Source organism: Pandoraea sp. 64-18 (assembly GCF_001899225.1).
Classification (GTDB): Bacteria; Pseudomonadota; Gammaproteobacteria; order Burkholderiales; family Burkholderiaceae; genus Pandoraea; species Pandoraea cepalis.
The window spans coordinates 26186-44713 of sequence record NZ_MKVU01000009.1 but is presented as its reverse complement, the minus strand read 5'-3'; the positions used below and the strand labels follow the sequence as shown (position 1 = coordinate 44713).

The window sequence follows — 18528 nt, the reverse complement described above, 5'->3', positions numbered from 1 at the left end:
CTGTTTTCTAAGGAGATTAATTCATTCTGACGAATTCGAAAACTTGATATTATTGAAGTGACAGTTCAAGAAATCGGATCGATGACACCGCAATTCGACATTGAAGCGCTGCGTACGATGATCGTGGGCACCGACCTCGGGAGTTTCGCTCGCGCTGCCGTACATCTCGGTAGATCACAGTCTGCTGTCAGCATGCAACTGAAGCGCCTCGAAGAGCAGGCAGGTCATGTACTGTTCCACCGACGCGGTCGCGGTCTGGTGCCGACGGAAGCAGGCGACACTCTCCTCAGTTACGCGCGTCGGATCGTAGCCATGCATGACGAGGCGGCCGTGGCGTTGGGGGCGTCGGCGGCGCTGCCTACCATTCGCTTGGGCCTGCCACAGGATTTCTTCGAGGACATCATGCCCAGTGCTCTCGCGACGTTCTCAGAGAGACGACCGAATGTGCATGTCATGGTTCGTGCGGGCAGAAACTACGCGCTTGAAGAACAAGTAAAGTCCGGACGGCTCGATGTGGCTCTCGCTTTCACCGGAGCGGATCGTCCGGGGACTGAAGATCACCTGGCGACGATGCCGATGCTTTGGCTTTCCAAAGATGAAGACATTGAACCGCTTCGTGATGCCTCCGGCGCTCTGCCGCTTGTGCTCTTTGATCACCCCTGCCTGTTCCGGCAGGCTGCTCTTCGCTCGCTCGATCAGGCGGGCATCCGATGGCGCCTTTCGCTTACCACGCCCAGCCTGCCCGGTGTTTGGGCGGCCTTACGATTTGGATTAGGCGTCACAGTGCGCACAGCCCATGGCGTGCCGCCTGGAATACGCCGGCTCGACAACTGCTTGCCGGCACTGCCACCTCTTGAGTTATGGATGTTGAAACAGGATCATCTGTCCGATGCGGCTCGGGATCTGGCGGAGATCCTCAAGGCGACAATCGAAAACCAAGGCGTCGGTTGCCAACTACCGACACGGTGAACGGCCCTGACGCGTTGATGATCTGGCGCCTATCACGGGTACATGAACGCACGGATACTTCTGTAATCCGTTTCGGCCATCGTTAAAAATATGGCGCCCGCGTCGGTCGGACAGTATGAACGCAGTATCAGGCGGGAGGACTTTGACTTGTCGCCGATCAAAGCCGGTGCTGATTGCAGGACTACCGTTCTCATTTCCTTCCTGGATTCACACGCCGTGCAGGCGGATCTTCGCCGTTATGAACTGCACGGTCCCGCGCATGGCGCAGCCACAGCAGCGTATCGGAAGATTGGATGGCATCTCAAGCCAATGCCGGGATGGCGGTGGCATTCGCATTTTGCCTGCGGCTTCAGCTGACCCGATGCGGATGGACGACGTGGCGGCGCGCCTTATACGCCCGTTTTTGCTGGACGCATTTCACGTATCGCGCGTTGCGAAGCGTCGTCAGACGAAAATGCGTAGCCGAATTCGCGAAATTGGCCATTGAATGGCGGCAGATGCCTGACGATCGTCGAGATGCGGCGGGGCGTACCCAATTTGTGGTTTGGCTCGAACTGCGCCAATTTGGGTGATTTCCCGTTAATTTGGGCCGAATCGGTTGCTACACTCGACGCACTTTTTTCGAGCGGGAGGATTCATGGGAATCGGACAACTGGAGTTCAGCACCTACGGCACGCTCGTCTGTGCCACGTTGGTGTTGTTGCTTGGGCGCAAGCTGGTCGAATGGATTGGGCCGCTGCGCACCTACAGCATTCCTGAACCCGTGGCGGCAGGCCTGCTGGTGGCCGTGGGCGCGTTGGCGCTGCGCCAGTTCGGGCAGGTTGAGCTGAAGTTCGACACGTCGTTGCAAACGCCGCTCATGCTCGCCTTTTTCGCGACCATCGGGCTGTCGGCCAATCTAGCCAGCCTGAAGGCCGGTGGGCGTCGCCTGGTGCTGTTTCTTGGTGTGGTGGCGGGCATGCTGATCGTACAGAACGCGATCGGCGTGGGACTTGCGTCCATGATGGGGCTGGCGCCGGGCGTCGGCTTGTTGGGCGGGTCGATTACGCTGGCGGGCGGACACGGCACGGGCGCGGCATGGGGTGACACGCTGACCGCGCGCTATGGTGTGCAGTCGGCACTGGAAATCGCGATGGCTTGCGCCACCTTCGGGCTGGTGTTTGGCGGGTTGCTGGGCGGGCCGGTCGCGCGTTACCTGGTGGGGCGTCTGGGCACCAACGTGCCGGGCGCCGCCGCGGCGCAACAGACCACGCCGGAGGGCTTCGAGCAGCCGCACACGGTGCGGTTGATCACCGCGCAGGCGCTGATCGAAACGGTCGCGATGATTGCCATCTGTTTGCTGGGCGGCGAGGTCATTGCGCGCTGGCTGGCAGGCACGGCCTTCGAATTGCCGACGTTCGTGTGCGTGCTGTTTACCGGTGTCGTTGTGCGCAATTTGCTGTCGCTCGTGGGCTACGAGGTGTTTGAGCGCTCGCTGTCGGTGCTTGGCAATGTGAGTCTCTCGCTCTTTCTGGCGATGGCGCTCATGACCTTGCGTCTGTGGGATCTCTCGACGCTGGCGCTGCCGATGATCGTGATTCTCGTTGTGCAGGCGGTCGCGATGGCGGCGTATGCGATCTTCGTCACGTTCCGCGTCATGGGACGCAACTACGATGCGGCCGTGCTCGCGGCGGGCCACTGCGGATTCGGGCTGGGTGCGACGCCGACGGCCATCGCCAACATGCAGGCGGTGACCGAGCGTTTCGGCCCGTCGCACATCGCATTCCTGATCGTGCCGATGGTGGGGGCGTTCTTCATCGACATCCTCAACGCGATCATCATCAAGGGGTTCCTGTCGCTGCCGCTGTTCTGATGCGAGGGACATGATCCCGCGCGTACGTCCATCTCGCGCGCATGAAAAATGCCACCCATCCGGGTGGCATTTTCGTTGGCGCCCGCCAAGTCGAATGACCTGGCCAGGGCCACTTACTTGGCGAGCTTCGCGCGTGCGGCGGCGATGGCGCGTTGCACTTGGGCGGGCGCGGTGCCGCCGATGTGGTTGCGGCTGGCGACCGAGCCTTCGAGCGTGAGGCAATCGAAGACATCCTCACCGACGAGCGGCGAGAACTTCTGCAACTCGGCGAGCGACAGGTCGGCCAGATCGATATCGCGATCCGAGCAGATCTTCACGGCATGCGCCACGATTTCGTGGGCGTCGCGGAACGGCAGACCCTTCTTGACGAGGTAGTCGGCCAGATCGGTGGCGGTCGAGAAGCCTTGCAGCGCGGCGTTGCGCATATTGGCTTCGCGTACCTTGATGCCCGGCACCATGTCCGCGAAGATGCGCAGCGTGTCGATCACGGTGTCGACCGTGTCGAACAGCGGTTCCTTGTCTTCCTGATTGTCCTTGTTGTAGGCGAGCGGCTGGCCCTTCATCAGCGTGAGCAGCGCGATCAGGTGGCCGTTGACGCGACCGGTCTTGCCGCGCGCGAGTTCGGGCACGTCCGGGTTCTTCTTCTGCGGCATGATCGAGCTGCCGGTACAGAAGCGGTCGGCCAGATCGATGAAGCCCACGCGCGGGCTCATCCACAGCACCAACTCTTCCGAGAAGCGCGAGACGTGCGTCATCACGAGCGCGGCGGCGGCCGTGAATTCGATCGCGAAGTCGCGATCCGACACGGCGTCGAGTGAGTTCGCGCAGACTTCTTCGAAGCCAAGCGTCGCCGCGACCCGTTCCCGATCGATCGGATAGCTCGTGCCGGCGAGCGCCGCAGCGCCCAGCGGCAGCCGGTTCACGCGGCGGCGCACGTCGAGCATGCGTTCCGCGTCGCGGCTGAACATCTCGAAGTAAGCCAGCAGGTGATGACCGAACGTCACCGGTTGTGCGACTTGCAGGTGAGTGAAGCCCGGCAGAATCGTGGCGCTGTGCTGGTCGGCCAGATCCAGCAATGCCCGGCGCAGGTCGCCGAGGTGATTGCCGATGCGATCGATTTCGCTGCGCAGCCACAGTCGGATGTCGGTCGCCACCTGATCGTTACGCGAGCGGCCGGTGTGCAGGCGCTTGCCGGCATCGCCGATGAGGGCGGTCAGGCGCGCTTCGATGTTCAGGTGAACGTCTTCGAGATCCAGTTGCCACTCGAGCTCGCCACGTTCGATCTCGCCGCGAATCTGCGTCATGCCGCGCTGGATGTCGGCCAGATCCTGGGCGCTGATGATGCCTTGCGCCGACAGCATATCGGCATGGGCGAGCGACCCTTCGATGTCGAACAGCGCCAGGCGCTTGTCGAAGAAGACCGACGCCGTATAGCGCTTGACGAGTTCGGAAACGGGTTCGGAAAAGCGGGCCGACCAGGCTTCGCCTTTCTTGTGGAGTTGGGAGGTCATTGTCGTAGCTTGGCTAATCGAGGCCCATCGGGGGCAGATGGAAGCGGACCGTGGCGGAGCACGGCAAACCGGGATTATACAACCCCGGCGTTGGCCCATCGACTCGGCCGACGGCGGGTCCAGCGCGCCCCAGCCGGCGCAACATCGCCAGCGCTCAGGGCAGGGTGCCTCGGTCGGCGCAGCGTCGAGCGCGGCCGGGCCAGGGCGTGCCGGTCAGTGCGTCATCGACAGCGTCCAGACGCGCGGCGGCGCCGACAGGCACAGACCCGACGTTGCCTCGTCGAACGCCGCCCGTTGCAGCGCTTCGAGCTTCGCCGTCTTGGCGATCCGCTCGCGGGCCTGGTGAATGCGCGCCATGCGCGATGGATCGTCGGGCAACGCGCACAGGCGGCCGAGATCGCGCATGAGCGAAGTGCCGAGCCGGTCGAGCGCCGGACGCAAACGCGTGGCCAGATCGACCGGCTCCCCGGGCGCGCTGCCTTCGCGCTTCCAGCGGGCCAGCAAGGCGGTCTGCACCAGCTTGCCCGCCTCGATCTGCAGACGGAAGAACGTGCGCACCTGCGCAGGCGTCAGGCCGTACTGGGTGGCCCGGTCTCCCATGCTGTCAAGCAACGCCTGCTCGCGCGGGGTGTCCTGCACCGGCTTGCCCGACGTGTATTTGGTCCGCGCAACCGCTTCGCTGATCGCCAGTCGCTCCAGAATCCCGTGCATCAGCGGGTCGAGCACGGGATCGACGATCGGCCGCGGCTTGGGTGAACTCGCGGGCGACGACGCGAGCGTTTGCGAGACAAGGCGTACGGCCAAACCGCGCACGCCGTGCGGCGCCGCAGCGAGTGCATGCGAGACGGGCGCGGGCGGGGGCGAAGATGCGGAAGATGAAAGGCCGGTGCTGGCGTTGTGTGGTGACATCTGGACGGCCGAACCCGCCTGTGCACCTGCGCAAATCAGGCCAAGCGCGGTGGCCGTGAAGCGTCTGGAGACCCGTCGCAAGCGCGTACCTCGCGCGGAGACTGCGTTGGAATCGGATTGCATGATGGATGGGCCCCCCGGCAGCCATCGAATCGAATTCCCGAAATATACCGTTCTATCGGCCCACTGTCGTTGGGGAGAATCTCAAGCGGAGTACCGCGCGGCCAACATGGCGTTTTCGGCCCATCGACGTTGTGCGCCGGCCCCGCGGACTGCGGAGCCGGCGCCGGGTCACGCCGCGAGGACGTCAGCCCGTGTTGCGCAGCCCGGCGGCAATGCCGTTGATGGACAGGTGGATGCCGCGACGCGCGCGCTCGTCCGATTCCCCCGCACGATGCCGGCGCAACAACTCGACTTGCAAGTGGTTGAGCGGATCGAGGTAGGGGAAGCGGTTCTTGATCGAGCGGGCGAGCAGCGGGTTGTCCGCCAGTCGCTCCTCGTGACCGGTGATGAGCGCGAGCGCCTGCGACGTGCTCTGCCATTCGGCAACGATGCGATTGAACACGCGCTTGCGCAGCTTTTCGTCCGGCACCAGTTCGGCATAACGCGACGCCACGGCCAGATCGGTCTTGGCGAGCACCATGTCCATGTTCGAGAGCAGCGTCGCGAAGAACGGCCAGCGCTTGACCATCTGACGCAAGGTATCGAGACGCTTTTCGCGACCTTCGGCGTCGGCCTTCGCGGCTTTACCTTGCCCGCCGTCGAGAAATGCCTGCACGGCGCTGCCGAAGCCGTACCAGCCGGTGATGAGCAGACGGCACTGGCCCCACGAGAAGCCCCACGGAATCGCGCGCAGGTCTTCGATACGACGGTTCTTCGGATCCGAGAACTTGCGCGAGGCGGGACGCGAGCCGATGTTGAGCTCGGCGATTTCCGCGATCGGGGTGGCCGAGAAGAAGTAGTCGGTGAAGCCCGGCGTCTCGTAGACGAGGTCGCGATACGCGGCGAAGGCCGTGTCCGAGAGCGTCTGCATGACCTGTTCGTACGCGGCCAGACGCGGCGGCTGGTTGCGGCTCGGCAGCAGCGTGGCTTCGAGCGTGGCCGCCACGATGGTCTCCAGGTTGCGCCGCCCGATCTCCGGGTTGGCGAACTTGCTCGCAATGATCTCGCCTTGCTCGGTCAGACGAATCTGCCCCTTCACCGTGCCTGGCGGTTGCGACAGGATGGCCTGGTAGGTCGGGCCGCCGCCACGCCCCACGGTGCCGCCGCGGCCGTGGAACAGGCGCAGGCGAATGCCTTTCTCTTCGAACAGATGGACCAGTGCGAGTTCGGCCTTGTACAACTCCCAGTTCGACGTGAGGAAGCCGCCGTCCTTGTTGCTGTCGGAGTAGCCGAGCATGACTTCCTGCTCGCCGCCTTGCTGCGTGACCACCTCGGACATGCCGGGGATGTCGAAGAACGCGCGCATGATGACCGGCGCATTGCGCAAGTCGGCAATCGTTTCGAACAGCGGGATGACCATCGCACCGACCTTGGGCTCGATGGCCTTCGCGCCGTTGCCACCCAGCGCCCCCTGGAAGAGGCCGGTCTCCTTTTGCAGCAGCATGACTTCCACCAGATCGCTCACGGTTTCCGTATGCGAAATGATGTAGTTGCGCACCGCGCGGGGGCCGAAGCGGGCGCGGATGTCGCGCGCCGCGGCAAACACGGCCAGCTCGTCGCGCGTGCGCTGCGAGTAGTCGAGATAGGGCGAGAACAACGGGCGCGGCTCGCGCAGTTCGCGCAGCAGCAGGGCGAGCTTCTGGTCTTCGTCGAGCTTCGCGTAATTCGCTTCGATGCCCGCCTTGGCGAACAACTCGGCGATGACGGCTTCGTGAATGTCCGAACTCTGGCGCAGGTCGATGCTGGCCAGATGGAAGCCGAACACCTCGGCGGCGCGTACGAGCGGGCCGAGGCGTTGCGCGACCAGAGCGCCGCCATGATGCGCCATGAGCGACGCGACCACCGTATTCAGATCCGAGATGAATTCGCTCGCGTCGAGATACGGGCTGGCGCGACCGACCGCGACGCGATGCGGCACATGGCCGACCCATTCGCGCGCCGTAGCGGCCAGACGCGCGTACACGCCGATGAGCGCGCGTCGATAGGGCTCGTCGGTGCGGTGCGGCGAATCGTCGGGCGAGCGGCGCGCGAGCGTGAGCAGCGCGTCGCTGGCGCCGGCGAGCAGTTGCGAGACGGACAACTCCGCGCCCAGCAAGTGCACCTGTTCGAGGTAGTGCGCGAAGATTTCGGTGGCCTGGCTCGTGATCGCCAGTTGCAGCGTTTGCGCCGTGACGTTCGGGTTGCCGTCGCGATCGCCGCCGATCCAGCTACCCATCTGCAGGAAGCGGCCGAGGCCTTCGGCGCGCACGGCGGGCACGGCGTCGTGCAGTTCGGCGCTCACGTCGTCGTACAGGGCGGGAATCTCGGAGAGGAACGTGCTCCGGTAGTACGACAGCGCGTTCTCGATTTCATCGGCCACGGTCAGGCGCGAACTGCGCAGCATGCGCGTCTGCCAGAGCGTGGTGACGTAGGCACGCATGGATTCGGTGTTGCGCGAGGCCTCACGCTCGGTGAGGGCGTCGTCGCGATGCGCGAGTAGACGGGCAATTTCGCGCTCGGCGTCGAGAATGCTCTTGCGCTGGACTTCGGTCGGGTGGGCGGTGAGCACCGGCACGATGAGCGCGCTCGCGAAGAACGCCTGCAGCGTGGCGGGATCGGCAAGGCCGGCGTCTTTCAGGCTTTGCAGCGCGGCGCGCAGGCTGCCCGGCTGGGCCCGGCTGCCGGCGAGCGCGTGCACGCGACGGCGGCGGTTGTGATGGCGGTCCTCGGCGATGTTGGCCAGATGCGAGAAGTAGCTGAACGCGCGCACCACCTCGATGGCTTGCTCGTTGGTCAGACCGTTGAGCAATGCGCCCAGCGCGCGGGCGGCGCTGCGGTCGCCCTCGCGGTGAAAGCGCACCGCATTCTGGCGAATGGTCTCGACCAGATCGAACGCGTCGCTGCCTTGTTGCTCGCGCAGCACGTCGCCCAACAGGCGGCCGAGGAAGCGGATGTCCTCGCGCAGCGGGGCGTCCTTGTCTTCACGCGAGCGGCGGGCCTTGCCCTTGGCCGGCCCATCTGCCGTCAGGCGGGAAGTGGATGGGGCCGCGGCTGCTGCCTTCGCGGGGGAAGTCTTGCCGACCGACTTGGCGAGGCCCTCTTGCGGGGCTTTTACCTTTGCGCTGCTCTTCATGTCGCTCCTCTCACGACCCGCCGTTCGGGCCGGTCAAGCGTGTTACCATTTTTTCTTTTGGTCTTCACGCGGTTGCTGAATGAACTTCGCTGCTCCTGAAACCCTGGTGATCGCTTCGCGCGAGAGCCGGCTCGCCATGTGGCAAGCCGAACACGTGCGTGACGCGCTGCACAAATTATATCCGCAGTGTCGCGTGAGTATCCTCGGAATGACCACTCGCGGTGACCAAATTCTCGATCGCTCGCTCGCGAAGGTCGGCGGCAAGGGGCTATTCGTCAAGGAACTCGAACTTGCTCTGGCCGATGGACGGGCCGATCTCGCCGTCCATTCGCTCAAGGACGTGCCGATGCAACTGCCCGAAGGCTTCACGCTGGCCGCGGTGCTAGAGCGCGAGGATCCCTGCGATGCCTTCGTTAGCAACGATTACCACAGTCTCGATGCACTGCCCGCCGGGGCGGTGGTCGGCACGTCGAGCCTGCGCCGTGAAGTGAGTCTGCGTGCCCGGTATCCGCACCTGTTGGTGGCGCCGTTGCGGGGCAACCTCGATACGCGTCTGGGCAAGCTCGACCGGGGCGATTTCGCCGCGATCATTCTTGCGGCGGCCGGTCTCAAACGCCTGGGATTGGGCGAGCGCATTCGCGCCACGCTCGCGCCGGAGGTGAGCCTGCCGGCCGCCGGGCAGGGCGCGCTGGGCATCGAAGTGCGCGCAGGACGTCCCGAAATCCTGCAATGGCTCGCCGCACTTCACCATGGCCACACCACGCTGGCCGTGAGCGCCGAGCGCGCCGTGTCGCGTGCGCTGGGGGGCTCGTGCCAGGTGCCGCTGGGCGCGTTTGCCGAATTTACGCAGCAGGGCGACCTGGCACTGCGCGCTTTCATTGCGTCGACGGACGGCGCGACGGTGCTGCGCGCTCAGGGCACGGCCAATGTCGCCGACGGCGATGTGGCCGGCGCCGAGGCGCTCGGGAAGCGGGTCGCGCAGGAACTGATCGATGCGGGAGGCTTGGCGCTGGTGCCGCCGCCCGAGCCCAAGGATCCTCCCGCTTGAGCCCGCGCGCGCCGGCCTTGCCGCCCGCCGCTGGCGTTGCGCCGGCGTCCGTCTGCGGGCGCCTTGCCGGTGGGGCAATGTCGCCTCGCTCGCCGTGCGCCATCCTGACGCGCCCCGACGGACAAGCCCATGCGCTTGCCCGCGCGTTGCGCGCAGAAGGCATCGACACGCTCGCATTCCCGCTGCTGCACATTGCCGCGCAGGCCGACCCGGACACATTGGCGGCGCTTGATCGCGCATTGCGCTCGCTGGCGTCCTACGCGCTGGCGGTGTTCGTCTCGCCCAACGCCGTGACGCATGGCCTGGCTCGGCTGGCGCTTCTGGCATCCCTCGATCATCGAACGAGCGACGACCGCACCGATGTCGGTATCCACGTGGGCGACTTGTGGCCCGCGGCATTGCCGGTGGCCGTGGTCGGCCCAGGGAGCGCGCACGCGCTGGCCGACGCCGGCATCGCCGCGCCACGACATCGGGTGATCGTGCCGCCGGGCGGTCCGGCGGCACGGTTCGACTCGGAAGCGCTTCTCGCGCAACTCGACCTCGCTTCGCTGGCAGGGCGCCGCGTGCTGATCGTGCGGGGCGACGGCGGTCGCGAACTGCTGGCTGACACCTTGCGCGCCCGTGGCGCGCAGGTGGACCTCGTCAGCGCCTACACGCGTCGGGCGCCCGCGCCGGACGCCGCCGCGTGGGCCGCGCTGGAAGCCCGGCTGGCTTCGCCGGAGCGTTGCGCCTGGGTGCTGACCAGCTCCGAGGCGGTGCGTCATCTGGCCACGCAGCTCGCTGCGCGCTACGGCACGCGCGATGGCATCCACACGCCGGGCACCCCGCAGGTGCTGGCCCAAATCCTGGCGGCGCGGTGCTTTACGTCGCATGTACGCATCGCAGATGCCGCGCGGGCTGCGGGGTTTGATAGGATTACGCAATGCGCGCCCGGCGACGAGAACTTGTTGGCGGCACTCAAAACATGGGCGGATCCCATTCAAGTCAAAGCATGACGACAGATAATCGCGTTCCCGAGTCTTCCCAGAACCCGTCGGCGTCGACCGGCCCGGCGGCGTCGAATGCAACCACGGCCGGCGGTGCCCCCTATGGCACGACGGGTAGTCCGCCCGCATGGCAGCCGCCCGAGCCGCCGCCTCGGCGTCGAGGGTCGGGGGCCGCGCTGCCCTGGCTGCTCTTCGTGCTCGTGTCGGCCGGGGCCGGCATCGGCGGCTGGTCGCTGAACCAGAAGCTCGACCGCGTGCAGCAGGAAATGGCGCGCCGTCAGCAGACGGGCGACGCACAGGTCATGCAGGCGCAGGTGCGAACGGCGCAGGCACTCGACAATCAGCGCGATCTGCAAAACCGGCTCACGGCGCTCGAAGGGCGGGTGTCCGATTCGCGCAGCCAGCAGGCCGCACTCGAACAGCTCTATCAGGATCTGGCGCACAACCGAGACGAATGGGTGCTCGCCGAGACCGAGCAGATCGTCACGAGTGCGAATCAACAATTGCAGCTCACCGGCAACGTTCGCGGCGCGCTGATTGCGCTGGAGGGTGCCGATGCTCGCCTGGCACGCTCCGGCGCACCGCAGCTCGCGGGCGTGCGCGACGCGTTGAAGAAGGACATCGACCGGCTCAAGGCCGTGCCGGCGGCCGATTTGCCGCAACTGACCGGCAAGCTCGATCAGGCGATTGCCATGGTCGACACGTTGCCGTTGCAGGCCGAGGAGCGGCGCGTCGACCCGACGTCGGCGGCGGGGGGCGCGGCCGGTGCGGGCGGCGTGAGCGAAGCGGGCTGGATCGCGACGTGGCATCGCCTGTCCTCGGAGATGCTGGGCAGCCTCAAGCAACTGGTGCAGGTCCGCCGGTTGGACGACCCGGACGTCATGCTCGTGGCGCCGGAGCAGGGCGCGTTCCTGCGGGCGAATCTCAAGCTGCGCCTGCTCAATGCGCGACTGGCGCTGCTTGCGCGCAACGCGTCTGCTGTGCATAGCGACGTGGTGGTCGCGGAGGCCGCGCTCGATAAGTATTTCGACGCCAAGTCGCGTCGCATCGCCGCCGTGAAAACGTTGCTCGACCAGGTCGACGCGGGTTCGCGCACGATCGAACTGCCGACCCTTGACGCCAGCTTGACCGCCATCGGTCAGGTCAAGGACGTCAAGGACAAGCCGTAAGGAGCCGGGCATGCGAGGACTGATCTGGTTAACGCTCCTGTTCGCCGTCGCCGCCGGCTTTGCCGTGCTGGCGACATTCAATCACGGACAGGTGGTGATGCTCGTGCCACCGTACCGTGTGGACGTATCGCTGAACCTTTTTGTGCTGGCGTTGCTGGCCTTGTTCGTTGCGCTGTACGTCGTCATTCGTATTCTGCGCAACATCTACAAGATGCCGGAGCGCGTGGCCGCTTACCGCAATCGCCAACGCAGCCGTCGCGCGAACATCGCGTTGCGCGATGCCGTGGCGAATCTCTTCGCCGGTCGCTACACGCGGGCGGAGAAAGCGGCGCGCGAAGCTGCCGAGCAGGACGACAATCGCGGCGTGGCGGCGATCATCGGGGCGCGCGCGGCGCATCGTATGCGCGAGTTTGCGCGTCGCGACAGCTGGCTGGCCGAGGCGCAGGGGGCGAACCTCGAAGAGGCGCGTCTGTTGCAGACGGCGGAGTTGCGCGTCGATACCCGTGATGCGGAAGGGGCGCTCGAAGCCCTGACCGAGATGCGGGCGCAGGGCGCGCGCCGCATGCAGGCGCAGTTGGTCGCCCTGCGAGCACATCAACACCTGAAGCATTGGCCCGAGGTCCTGGCGCTGCTCAAGGTGCTGGAAAAGCGCGAAGCGCTGCATCCGGCGCTGGCGGCCAAGCTCAAGCAGACGGCCAGCGAGGGCATTCTGCGCGATCACCGCCACGATGCCGACGCGCTGCTCAAGTGCTGGAATGAATTGCCGGCCGATGCGCGCACGTCGGCGCGCATCGCCGATGTCGCGGCGGAGTTGCTGATTTCGCTCGACCGCCTGCGCGAGGCGCGCGATATCGTCGAGGCCGCGCTGGCCGAGCACTGGGACCCGCGTCTGCTGCGCCGCTATGCCGATTGTGCCGGCGGCGATGCCCTGCCGCTCATCCAGAAGGCCGAGGCGTGGCAGCAGCGACATCCGAACGATCCCGATCTGCTCTTCGCACTGGGCAAGCTGTGCCAGCACCAGCGGCTGTGGGGCAAGGCGCAGACGTTCCTCGAAGGGGCACTGCGTCATACCGACGACCGGCATCTGCAACAGCGCGTGCATCTGGCGCTGGCGCAACTCTTCGAGGGGCTCGAGCAGATGGAACTGGCCAACCGCCACTATCGGGCCTGCGCGAGCGCGTAAATGGCTGGCGAGCGAGCCGTCAGGCTCGCATCGTCATTCGATGGCCGTTGCTTCGTTCCCCGAACTCTGACGCAACGGCAGTTCCGGCAAGCGGCCGAGCGCGACGATGGCCAGCGCGGCAATGAGGGCGCTACCACCGAAGAAGGCGCCGAAGGCGAGCCGGACATGATCTTCCATCCCGGGCGGTGCGCCGCCTGGGCGAAGGAAGTCGGTCAGTTCGCGCGGTGCGCCGCCGTCTGCCGAGACCAACAGCCCGACGATGAGCGCGCCGAACATCGCGACGCCGATCATCCCGCCGAGCGCCCGGAAGAACGCGTGTGCGGCCGTCGCAATGCCGATGTCGCGCGGTGCAACGGCATTTTGCGTCGCCACGGTCATCACCGGCATGGCCGAGCCGAAGCCGATCCCCACCAGTCCGAGACACAGCCCCACGACCCAGAGCGGCAGTGTCTGCACGCCGAGCGCAATCGTCGTCAGTCCCAGCAACGCCACGGGCAGGCCAATCTGTGGCGGACGCTTGTAATGCCCCGTCGCGCGCATGTAATGCCCCGCGCTGAGCGCCCCCACCACGATGCCCAGCAACGGCAGGATCAGCATCAGCCCCGAACGGCTGGCCGACTCGCCGCGCTGCAACTGAAGATAAAGCGGCACGTAGATTCCGATACTGATGTTGACCATCATCACGAGCACGGCCATCGTCGATGTCATCCGGAACACCGGATTGGCAAGCAACGCCACCGGTAGCAATGGCTCGCGCACCGCCCGCTGGTGGCGCAGAAAGATCGCCCCCACGATCACGCTCGCAGCGAGCAGGCCTGCAATGGGCATCGACACCCAGGCGTAGCGATGTCCGCCCCACGTGAGCGCCAGCAGGAGGCAGACGGTCGCGGCGATGAGCAGCGCCGACCCGAGATAGTCGATGCTGGGTTTGCCCTCGCGACGGGGCAGGTGGCGCAGTGCGCGGTCGCTCAGGTAGATGGCGAGCAGGCCGAGCGGGAGATTGATCCAGAAGATGAGCGTCCAGTTCAGGTACTGAGCGAATACCCCGCCGGTGATGGGACCCGCCACGCCGGAGACGGCGAACATGCCGGAGATATATCCCTGATATCGGCCGCGCTCGCGCGGCGAGACGATATCCGCGATCACGGTATTGGACAGCGCGATGAGGCCGCCCCCGCCCAGCCCCTGCACGCCGCGCGCCACGATCAGCGCGAGCATGCTCGGCGCCAGCGCGCACAGCACCGACCCCACGAGGAAAACGGCCACGCTCACGGCGATGACGACGCGCCGTCCGAACAGATCGGAGAGCTTGCCGACGATGGGGGTGATGGCCGTGGATGAGAGCAGATAAGCGGTGACGACCCACGACACGGCGTCGAAGCTACCGAGGTCTCGGGCGATGGTCGGCAGGGCGGGCGCGACGATGGTCTGGTCGAGCGAGCCCAAAAACATGATGAGCAGCAGGCCGGAGAGGATCGACTTGACCTCGGTGGGGGTGAGCGAGACGCCGGCCGGCGTCGTCTGAGAGTCGTTGGCGGGCATGCGGATCTTTGGGAGCAAAAAACAGGCCGTCCCGGCAAGGACGGCCTTTTCGATGCGAAATATATTACTCCCAACGGATGGTCACGGTGGCGACCCGGCCAGCGGCCCCGTGGCGGGGTGGGCTTTCCCGGCGAGATGCGGTTTCGTCAGCCGATCCCGCCGTACCCGTCATTGGTTGACGAGCCGCGCGGGCACGGCCAGCGTAAGCAGTCCGCCCAGAATCATGAAGATCGTGAGCAGGAACATGCCGCTGTTGGTGCTGTGCGTGGCGTCCTTGAGAAAGCCGATCAGGTACGGGCCCACGAAACCGGCCAGATTGCCCAGCGAGTTGATCATCGCGATACCGGCCGCGGCGGCGGTGCCGCCCAGAAAGGCCGTGGGCAGGCTCCAGAACAGCGGCAGCACGATCATGATGCCCATCGTGGCCAGCGTCAGGGCGACCATGGCGAGCTGGGTGTTGTGGCTCCAGGTCGTCGACAGGAACAGGCCGATGGCGCCGACGAAAGCGGGTATCGCAATGTGCCAGCGACGCTCGCCGCGCAGATCGGAGCGACGCCCGACCAGGACCATCGCGATCACCGAGAAGAAATACGGAATGGCCGTAAGCAGGCCGATTTGCAGCGGATCGGTCACGCCCGTGCCCTTGATGATCGTCGGCAGCCAGAAGCCCACACCGTACAGGCCGATCACGAACGAGAAGTAGATCAGGCTCATCATCCACACGCGGGGGCTGGAGAACACCCGGCGCAGCGGCAGGTCTTCCTTGCTGAGCACATCGCTGGCGATGTTGCGCTCGAGCATGGACTTCTCGGCATCGTTGAGCCATTTGGCGTCGCGAATGCGGTCGTCGAGCACGACCAGCACGATCAGCCCGATCACCACCGACGGGATCGCTTCGATCAGGAACATCCATTGCCAACCGGCAAGGCCATTCACGCCGCTCATGTCCTTGAGGATCCAGCCCGAGAGCGGTCCGCCGATCAGGCCGGACAACGCCACGGCCGTCATGAACCAGGCGGTCATGCGTCCGCGCCGCGAGGCCGGATACCAGTAGGTGATGTACAGGATGATGCCGGGGAAGAAGCCCGCCTCGGCCACGCCGAGCAGGAATCGCATGATGTAGAACATCTGTGGCGAGGTGACGTACATCGTCGCGCCCGAGATGATGCCCCACGAGATCATGATGCGCGCGATCCACACGCGGGCGCCTACGCGATGCAGGATCACGTTGCTTGGCACTTCGAAGAGGAAGTAGCCGAAGAAGAAGATACCCGCGCCGAGACCGAACACGGTCTCGGAGAATTGCAGGTCGCCGACCATTTGCAGCTTGGCGAAGCCGACGTTGACCCGGTCGAGATACGCGACCACATAGCACAGCAGTAGAAACGGAATCAGCCGCCAGCCGACCTTGCGGTAGGTGGCCGCTTCAAAGTCGGCCGACGACGCATCGGTCATGGGCGAGGGGGGCGTGGGAACGCTGTTCATACGGAAGCTCCTCCGGTTTGACGTGGTGTTGTCTGTCGTTATGGTGTGAGTGCGACAACTACGGGATTACCGACTGCAAAAACGATGGGTCGATCAGATGCAGCGTCCGCCGTCGACCTCCAGGCACACGCCGGTGATGAATGCGGCGTCGTCGCTGGCGAGGTAGAGACAGGCGTTGGCAATGTCCTGCGGCGTGGAGAAGCGCCCGAGCGGAATCCCGGCGAGGAATTTGGCGCGGTTCTCGGGGGTGTTCGGCACGCCCATGAATTCGGCGGTCAATCCGGTATCGCCGATGACGGGGTTGACGCAGTTCACGCGGATGTTCTTCGGGCCGAACTCGGCGGCCATGGCCTTGCTCGCGGTAATCACGGCCCCTTTGCTGCCGTTGTACCAGACGAGTCCCGGACGTGGTCGCACACCCGCCGTCGACGCGATGTTGATCATCACACCGGCGCCGCGCTGCAGGAAGTACGGCATGACCGCGCGCGCACTCCAGAAAATGCTCTTGACGTTCACGGCATAGACGCGATCGAACTCGGCTTCGGTGACTTCGAGCAGTGGCTTGTTGCGATGCGTGGTGCCCGCATTATTGACCACGATGTCGAGATGGCCGAAGCGCGTGACGGCTTCGCCCAGCAGGGTGACGTGATCGTCCTCTCGGGACACATCGCCGCATACGAACGCCGCGCGCCCACCGGCCTTGGCGATGTCCGCGGCCACGCGTTCGCCGGCCTCGCGGTTCAGATCGTTCACGATGACGGCGGCGCCTTCGCGCGCAAACGTCTTGGCAATGCCCTCGCCGAAGCCGGAACCGGCGCCCGTGACGATGGCCACTTTCTCTTGCAAACGCATGCCTTGTCTCCTGAAGTGCCTGGGGATGGCGAAGCGTCGGACACAGGGCGTGCGCTCGATGCTTCGCCGCGATCTAGATCAGGGAGTGTGCAACCGGTCCTGCGAATCAACCGTGCCGGATGGCCACGGTCTTGAGTGTCGTGAAGCCATAGAGGGCTTCGAAGCCCTTTTCACGTCCGTGGCCGGAGTGCTTCCGCCCACCGAACGGCAGCTCCACGCCGCCGCCCGCGCCGTAGTTGTTGATGAAGACCTGTCCCGCGCGAATGTCGCGTGCCAGGCGCATCTGGCGTGCGCCATCGCGCGTCCAGACCCCGGCGGCCAGACCGTAGGGCGTGCCGTTGGCCAGCCGCACGGCGTCGGCCTCGTCAACAAACGGCATGGCGGCGAGCACCGGACCGAACACTTCCTCGCGGGCGAGGCGATGGGCGGCGGGAACGTCGCGCAGGAGCGTGGGGGCCTGATAGAACCCGGTTTCCGGTGCACTGCCGACGACTTCACCCTGCGACATCACCGCAATGCCATCGTGCTGCGCTTCGGACAGGAAGTCCCACACGCGTTGCTGCTGGCGCGCACTGATCAGCGGGCCGAGATCGAGATCGTCCCGAGACGGTCCCACGCGCAGATGTGCGAACGCCTCGGCCAGACGCGCGAGCAGGCGCTCGTAGGCGTCGCGCTCGATGAGCAGACGGCTGCCGGCGGAGCACGTTTGTCCGGCGTTCTGCACGATGGCATTGACCACGACGGGCAGCACGGCGTCCATGTCGGCGTCGGCGAAAACGATCTGCGGCGATTTGCCGCCGAGTTCGAGCGTGACGGGCGTATGGTTTTCCGCGGCCATCTGCGAGATCAGCGTGCCGGTCGCTGGCGAGCCGGTAAACGAGATGTGATCGATGCCCGGATGCCGCGCGAGCGACGCACCCGCCTCGGCGCCGTATCCGGTCACGATATTGAGCGCGCCCGGCGGCAGCCCGGCGTCGATCGACAGCTCGGCGACGCGCAGCAATGACAGGCAGGCGTCTTCGGCCGGCTTGACAACGCAGGCGTTGCCGGTCGCGAGGGCCGCCGCCACGCTGCGTCCGAAGATCTGCAGCGGGTAGTTCCACGGAATGATGTGACCGGTCACGCCGTGCGGCTCGCGCACAGTGAACACGGTGAAGCCGGGCTGGTAGGGGATCGACTCGCCGTGCAGCTTGTCGGCGGCCCCGGCGTAGAACTCGAAGTAGCGCACGATGGCGGCGGCATCGGCGCGCGCCTGCTTGAGCGGCTTGCCGGTGTCGCGCGCTTCGAGCTGTGCCAATGCCTCGTGATGTTGGGCCAGCACGTTCGCCATTGCGTAGAGTACGCGGCCCCGCTCGGCGGCGCTGGTGCGGCCCCAGTCGCCGTCGAAGGCCGAGCGCGCCGCTCTCACGGCGCGGTCGATGTCCTCGGCGTCGCCGCGGGCGATCTGGCTAAAGACTTGTCCGTCGGAAGGATCAACAACGGGAATCGTCGGGCTCTTCGCGGGAGCGACCCATTGGTTGCCGATGAAGTGTGTAGCTTCGGGCATGACAACGTCACCTCGTGTGGGGGTGGCCCTCATTATCACTTAACTCGCGAGGGCGTTGACCGTCGCATGCGTCACATCCGCACAAACACCTAAATTGATCGCATAGTAATTAAAGAGATTTTATTGCAATTTTTTATCACCTATCCTTGATCGTAATGAATCGCCAGACGGACATCTGGCGTACCCCCATCGCTCGCCGCCT

13 protein-coding genes are annotated in these 18528 nt (G+C 65.5%); 6 read left to right on the top strand and 7 right to left on the bottom strand.

Annotated elements, in window-relative coordinates; translation table 11 throughout:
* Window positions 1–57 precede the first annotated feature (57 nt).
* Both BGP02_RS07805 and gltS read left to right on the top strand, forming a co-directional pair.
* The gene (locus BGP02_RS07805) at window positions 58–969 is read left to right on the top strand and encodes a LysR substrate-binding domain-containing protein (protein ID WP_286798309.1); all 912 of its coding nucleotides are present in this window, start codon (window positions 58–60) and stop codon (window positions 967–969) included.
* A gap of 637 nt (window positions 970–1606) precedes the next feature.
* On the top strand, window positions 1607–2821 hold the full coding sequence (gltS, locus tag BGP02_RS07800; protein ID WP_286798308.1) for a sodium/glutamate symporter: 1215 nt from the start codon (window positions 1607–1609) through the stop codon (window positions 2819–2821).
* A gap of 113 nt (window positions 2822–2934) precedes the next feature.
* On the opposite strand, the gene argH is transcribed toward gltS, so the two are convergent.
* The 3 genes from argH to ppc all read right to left on the bottom strand — a co-directional run bounded on the left by argH (window position 2935) and on the right by ppc (window position 8515).
* The gene (argH, locus tag BGP02_RS07795) at window positions 2935–4332 is read right to left on the bottom strand and encodes an argininosuccinate lyase (RefSeq protein ID WP_261939017.1); all 1398 of its coding nucleotides are present in this window, start codon (window positions 4330–4332) and stop codon (window positions 2935–2937) included.
* A 213-nt stretch (window positions 4333–4545) separates the two neighbouring features.
* Complete coding sequence (gene aroQ, locus BGP02_RS07790) at window positions 4546–5136, bottom strand: gamma subclass chorismate mutase AroQ (RefSeq protein WP_286798307.1); 591 nt, start codon at window positions 5134–5136, stop codon at window positions 4546–4548.
* A gap of 412 nt (window positions 5137–5548) precedes the next feature.
* Window positions 5549–8515, bottom strand: a complete 2967-nt coding sequence (gene ppc / locus BGP02_RS07785; RefSeq protein WP_353744099.1) for a phosphoenolpyruvate carboxylase — start codon at window positions 8513–8515, stop codon at window positions 5549–5551.
* Window positions 8516–8594: 79 nt separating this feature from the next.
* Between ppc and hemC the strand changes: the two genes are divergently transcribed.
* The 4 genes from hemC to BGP02_RS07765 all read left to right on the top strand — a co-directional run bounded on the left by hemC (window position 8595) and on the right by BGP02_RS07765 (window position 12901).
* The gene (gene hemC, locus BGP02_RS07780; protein ID WP_261939015.1) at window positions 8595–9563 is read left to right on the top strand and encodes a hydroxymethylbilane synthase; all 969 of its coding nucleotides are present in this window, start codon (window positions 8595–8597) and stop codon (window positions 9561–9563) included.
* A 77-nt stretch (window positions 9564–9640) separates the two neighbouring features.
* Window positions 9641–10558 carry a uroporphyrinogen-III synthase gene (locus BGP02_RS07775; RefSeq protein ID WP_286798306.1) on the top strand — a complete coding sequence of 306 codons (918 nt, stop codon included), beginning with the start codon at window positions 9641–9643 and terminating at the stop codon, window positions 10556–10558.
* Complete coding sequence (locus tag BGP02_RS07770) at window positions 10555–11718, top strand: uroporphyrinogen-III C-methyltransferase (RefSeq protein WP_261939013.1); 1164 nt, start codon at window positions 10555–10557, stop codon at window positions 11716–11718. The genes BGP02_RS07775 and BGP02_RS07770 overlap by 4 nt, the downstream gene beginning before the upstream one ends.
* Before the next feature lie 10 nt (window positions 11719–11728).
* A complete protein-coding gene (locus tag BGP02_RS07765) occupies window positions 11729–12901 on the top strand; it encodes a heme biosynthesis HemY N-terminal domain-containing protein (protein ID WP_150564311.1) in 1173 nt (390 codons plus the stop codon).
* 33 nt (window positions 12902–12934) lie between these two features.
* Here the strand turns inward: BGP02_RS07765 and BGP02_RS07760 are convergent, their stop codons facing one another.
* From BGP02_RS07760 to BGP02_RS07745, 4 genes are all read right to left on the bottom strand, one after another.
* Window positions 12935–14443 carry an MDR family MFS transporter gene (locus tag BGP02_RS07760; RefSeq protein ID WP_286798305.1) on the bottom strand — a complete coding sequence of 503 codons (1509 nt, stop codon included), beginning with the start codon at window positions 14441–14443 and terminating at the stop codon, window positions 12935–12937.
* A 168-nt stretch (window positions 14444–14611) separates the two neighbouring features.
* The gene (locus BGP02_RS07755; protein ID WP_261939011.1) at window positions 14612–15928 is read right to left on the bottom strand and encodes an MFS transporter; all 1317 of its coding nucleotides are present in this window, start codon (window positions 15926–15928) and stop codon (window positions 14612–14614) included.
* A 93-nt stretch (window positions 15929–16021) separates the two neighbouring features.
* Window positions 16022–16780, bottom strand: a complete 759-nt coding sequence (locus BGP02_RS07750) for an SDR family oxidoreductase (RefSeq protein WP_150564313.1) — start codon at window positions 16778–16780, stop codon at window positions 16022–16024.
* 106 nt (window positions 16781–16886) lie between these two features.
* Window positions 16887–18326, bottom strand: coding sequence for an aldehyde dehydrogenase family protein (locus tag BGP02_RS07745; RefSeq protein ID WP_268567409.1), 1440 nt, complete (start codon window positions 18324–18326; stop codon window positions 16887–16889).
* Window positions 18327–18528: the final 202 nt, after the last annotated feature.

Bases quoted from the DNA above. Each gene is read 5' to 3' on its own strand.
- gltS (WP_286798308.1), top strand. From the start codon at position 1,607: ATGGGAATCGGACAACTGGAGTTCAGCACCTACGGCACGCTCGTCTGT.
- argH (WP_261939017.1), bottom strand. From the start codon at position 4,332: ATGACCTCCCAACTCCACAAGAAAGGCGAAGCCTGGTCGGCCCGCTTT.
- ppc (WP_353744099.1), bottom strand. From the start codon at position 8,515: ATGAAGAGCAGCGCAAAGGTAAAAGCCCCGCAAGAGGGCCTCGCCAAG.
- hemC (WP_261939015.1), top strand. From the start codon at position 8,595: ATGAACTTCGCTGCTCCTGAAACCCTGGTGATCGCTTCGCGCGAGAGC.
- BGP02_RS07775 (WP_286798306.1), top strand. From the start codon at position 9,641: ATGTCGCCTCGCTCGCCGTGCGCCATCCTGACGCGCCCCGACGGACAA.
- BGP02_RS07770 (WP_261939013.1), top strand. From the start codon at position 10,555: ATGACGACAGATAATCGCGTTCCCGAGTCTTCCCAGAACCCGTCGGCG.
- BGP02_RS07765 (WP_150564311.1), top strand. From the start codon at position 11,729: ATGCGAGGACTGATCTGGTTAACGCTCCTGTTCGCCGTCGCCGCCGGC.
- BGP02_RS07760 (WP_286798305.1), bottom strand. From the start codon at position 14,443: ATGCCCGCCAACGACTCTCAGACGACGCCGGCCGGCGTCTCGCTCACC.
- BGP02_RS07755 (WP_261939011.1), bottom strand. From the start codon at position 15,928: ATGAACAGCGTTCCCACGCCCCCCTCGCCCATGACCGATGCGTCGTCG.
- BGP02_RS07750 (WP_150564313.1), bottom strand. From the start codon at position 16,780: ATGCGTTTGCAAGAGAAAGTGGCCATCGTCACGGGCGCCGGTTCCGGC.
- BGP02_RS07745 (WP_268567409.1), bottom strand. From the start codon at position 18,326: ATGCCCGAAGCTACACACTTCATCGGCAACCAATGGGTCGCTCCCGCG.